The sequence below is a fragment of the Caballeronia sp. BR00000012568055 genome, assembly GCF_029439455.1.
Classification (GTDB): domain Bacteria; phylum Pseudomonadota; class Gammaproteobacteria; order Burkholderiales; family Burkholderiaceae; genus Caballeronia.
In genome coordinates this window covers 1-2,907 of sequence record NZ_JAQFVG010000064.1, presented here as the reverse complement: position 1 = coordinate 2,907, position 2,907 = coordinate 1, and the positions used below count along the sequence as shown (strand labels likewise).

Here is a 2,907-nt window from a genome sequence, read left to right as displayed (position 1 = left end):
TGCTCAACAATATTTTCTTCGATACCTGCGTTTATCATCAGCCCGGTATCGATCTGCTGACGCGCGTGATTCCCGTCGATAACATCTTGTTCGCCAGCGAGATGATCGGCGCGGTGCGCGGCATCGACCCTGAAACAGGGCAATATTTCGATGATACGAAGCGCTATGTCGAAGCAGCGAGCATCGAACCGGAGGCGCGCTACAAGATTTACGAAGGCAATGCACGGCGCGTTTATCCGCGCCTGGATGCAGCGCTCAAAGCACAAGGACGTTGATCATGTATGAACTCGGAGTGGTGTATCGCAACATCAATCGTGCGGACGCAGAAGTCGCGACCAGGCTGGGCACGCTGGGCAGCGCAACCGTGCACGAAGCAATGGGCCGTGTCGGTCTGATGAAGCCTTATTTGCGGCCCATTTATGCGGGCGCGCAAGTGAGCGGCACGGTCGTCACCGTGCTGCTGCAACCCGGCGATAACTGGATGATGCACGTTGCCGCCGAGCAGATCAGACCGGGCGATATCGTGGTGGCCGCATGCACGGCGGATAACACCGACGGCTTCTTCGGCGACTTGCTCGCTACCAGTTTCAAGGCGCGCGGCGCGCGTGCGCTCATCATCGACGGCGGCGTGCGCGACGTGCGCGTGCTGACGGAAATGGGCTTTCCAGTATGGAGCAAAGCGATCTCCGCAAAAGGCACCGTCAAGGCGACGCTCGGCTCGGTGAACATTCCCGTGGTCTGCGCGGGCATGATCGTCACGCCGGGCGATGTAGTGGTCGCGGATGACGACGGCGTGGTGGTCGTGCCCGCAGCATCCGCAGCGAAGGTGCTCGACAAAGCCACCGCGCGCGAAGCGCTCGAAGAGGAAAAGCGCGCGAAGCTCGCCAGCGGCGTGCTCGGCCTCGATATGTACAAGATGCGCGAACCGCTGGAAAAAGCGGGTTTGCGTTATATCGACTGATGCCGGACATGAGCATCACCGGCATTTCTTCGATGGCGACGCGACAAGTGCTCGCCGATCTCGCCGACGCCTACACGCTGCGCACCGGCCAGCGCGTGGCGATCAAATCGGTTGGTGGCGTGGCGGCGCTGCGATGTGTTGAGGATGGCAAAGTATTCGATATCGTGGTGCTTGCATCGAACGCGCTGGATAAGCTTGCGCATGCAGGACGTATCGACAATGCCAGTCGTGTGAGTCTCGCGCGTTCGGGCGTGTCAGTCGCGGTGAAAGCGGGTGCCCGCCATCCGTCAATACAAAGCGAAGCCGATGTGCGCCAAGCAGTGCTCGTCGCACGCAGCATCGGCTATTCGACGGGACCGAGCGGTGCGCATCTCATGCGTGTTTTCGAGCGATGGGGCATTCTGAACGACGTAGCATCGCGTATCGTGCAGGCGCCGCCGGGTGTCGCGGTCGGAACCCTGATTGCGCGCAGCGAAGTCGAACTTGGCTTCCAGCAGACGAGCGAACTGATCGGTCTCGATGGAATCGACGTGCTCGGTCCATTGCCCGCTGAAATTCAAGCATTGACCGTGTTTCAAGGTGCAATCTGCACGAATGCGCGCTTCCCGGAACGCGCGCGCGAACTGCTTGCTTTTATGAGTGCGCCGGAAGCGGACGAGGTGAAACGCAGTCACGGCATGGAGCCAGTCAGATGAGCACGCTGAGCGAAGACTGCAAGAACACGCTGTATCGATTGCGCATCAAAACGCGCGTGGAGCAGTTTGTCTTCGTGATGGCCGAAGATCGCGAGCACGCCGCGCGCCGTGTCCGCGCGGCGCTTTCTATCCTCCACGAGATTCCATTGCATGAAGCGCGAGTGCACGATCTCGATTCGTATAGCGAACTAATATGCTTTGGCGTGAGCGCCGACCGCGACTTGCGCATATTCGAAGCCGAATCGAAACGCGGCAAGGTGAACGCGTGGATCACGTCGCCGCTCTTTCTCACATCGGATGCAACGCTGCTGGGCAAATGGGCCGAGCTTCACGCATCTTTGCGTGACGACGTCACTACTTCGGCGACACCGACGCGCGCTTCTTCGCCGCCTTCCACTTTGCGCGCCTTCGCTCCGTATCGTCCAGATGTAACTGCATCGCGTTAAAGGCGGCTTGTCCGTCGCGCTTCAGAATGGCATCCAGCACGGCCTTGTGCAGCGGCAACGATACGCGATGATTCTCTTCAGGCCGCGGATTGGTAATCTGCAAGGACTCGGCCAGCGTGGTGCGGATGGCCTGCGCAATCGGCAATAAAAACTGATTGCCACTGGCTTCGAGAATCGACGTATGAAACTCGAGGTCCGCTGCCGTGAACTTTTCGACGTCGCCGCGCGAACGTTCCATCTGTTCATACGCTGCCGTCATACGTTTGCGTTGATCCTTGTCCGCACGTTGGGCCGCGAGCGCCGACGCGGACGGTTCCACGATACGCCGCACTTCCATCAACTGCTGCAACGCAGAATCCGCCACATCGGATGTGCCGTGCCATTCGAGCAACGCGCCGTCGAGTTGATTCCACTCCGCACGCGGACGCACCGTCGTGCCGCGCCGCTGCTTCGAATCCACTAGTCCTTTTGCGGACAACACCTGTAGTGCCTCGCGCAAAACCGTACGGCTCACGCTATAGCGTTCGAGCAATTCGCCTTCGCTCGGCAGGATATCGCCCGGTTGCAACTCCCCGTTGACGATGCCGCGTCCCAGCACTTCGACGAGCTGATCGCGCAGATTTCTCTTGAATGGCACGGTAGAAAAAGTCATATTTAATTTAAAAATGACGATACGATATGTTAGCCTGATTTTACGCTTTCTTTTCCTGCATGACCCTGTCCACACTATGAAAATCACACAAATTCGAACGCATGTGCTCGAAGCGAAGCTCTCCGAGCCGTTCGCCTATTCGCGCGCGTGGTA

General features: G+C 58.9%; 5 protein-coding genes. 4 read left to right on the top strand and 1 reads right to left on the bottom strand.

All coding sequences use genetic code 11. The features are described from left to right. From P7F28_RS04485 to P7F28_RS04470, 4 genes are all read left to right on the top strand, one after another. Window positions 1–275: amidohydrolase family protein (locus tag P7F28_RS04485; protein WP_277183238.1), on the top strand; the 275-nt coding region annotated here is incomplete at its 5' end. Between the two features lie 2 nt (window positions 276–277). Continuing rightward, entirely contained in the window at window positions 278–961 is a 684-nt protein-coding gene (gene ligK / locus P7F28_RS04480) for a 4-carboxy-4-hydroxy-2-oxoadipate aldolase/oxaloacetate decarboxylase (RefSeq protein ID WP_277183237.1), read from the top strand. Further along, the gene (locus P7F28_RS04475) at window positions 961–1,656 is read left to right on the top strand and encodes a substrate-binding domain-containing protein (RefSeq protein ID WP_277183236.1); all 696 of its coding nucleotides are present in this window, start codon (window positions 961–963) and stop codon (window positions 1,654–1,656) included. The genes ligK and P7F28_RS04475 overlap by 1 nt, the downstream gene beginning before the upstream one ends. Then, window positions 1,653–2,102, top strand: a complete 450-nt coding sequence (locus P7F28_RS04470; protein WP_277183235.1) for a hypothetical protein — start codon at window positions 1,653–1,655, stop codon at window positions 2,100–2,102. The genes P7F28_RS04475 and P7F28_RS04470 overlap by 4 nt, the downstream gene beginning before the upstream one ends. Here the strand turns inward: P7F28_RS04470 and P7F28_RS04465 are convergent. Next, window positions 2,011–2,739: a FadR/GntR family transcriptional regulator gene (locus tag P7F28_RS04465; RefSeq protein ID WP_277183234.1), complete on the bottom strand. Its 729-nt coding sequence runs from the start codon at window positions 2,737–2,739 to the stop codon at window positions 2,011–2,013. The two genes, P7F28_RS04470 and P7F28_RS04465, sit on opposite strands and share 92 nt — an antisense overlap. Window positions 2,740–2,907: the final 168 nt, after the last annotated feature.

Excerpts from the sequence above, each read along its gene's own strand:
- ligK (WP_277183237.1), top strand. The coding sequence starts at position 278 with ATGTATGAACTCGGAGTGGTGTATCGCAACATCAATCGTGCGGACGCA.
- P7F28_RS04475 (WP_277183236.1), top strand. The coding sequence starts at position 961 with ATGCCGGACATGAGCATCACCGGCATTTCTTCGATGGCGACGCGACAA.
- P7F28_RS04470 (WP_277183235.1), top strand. The coding sequence starts at position 1,653 with ATGAGCACGCTGAGCGAAGACTGCAAGAACACGCTGTATCGATTGCGC.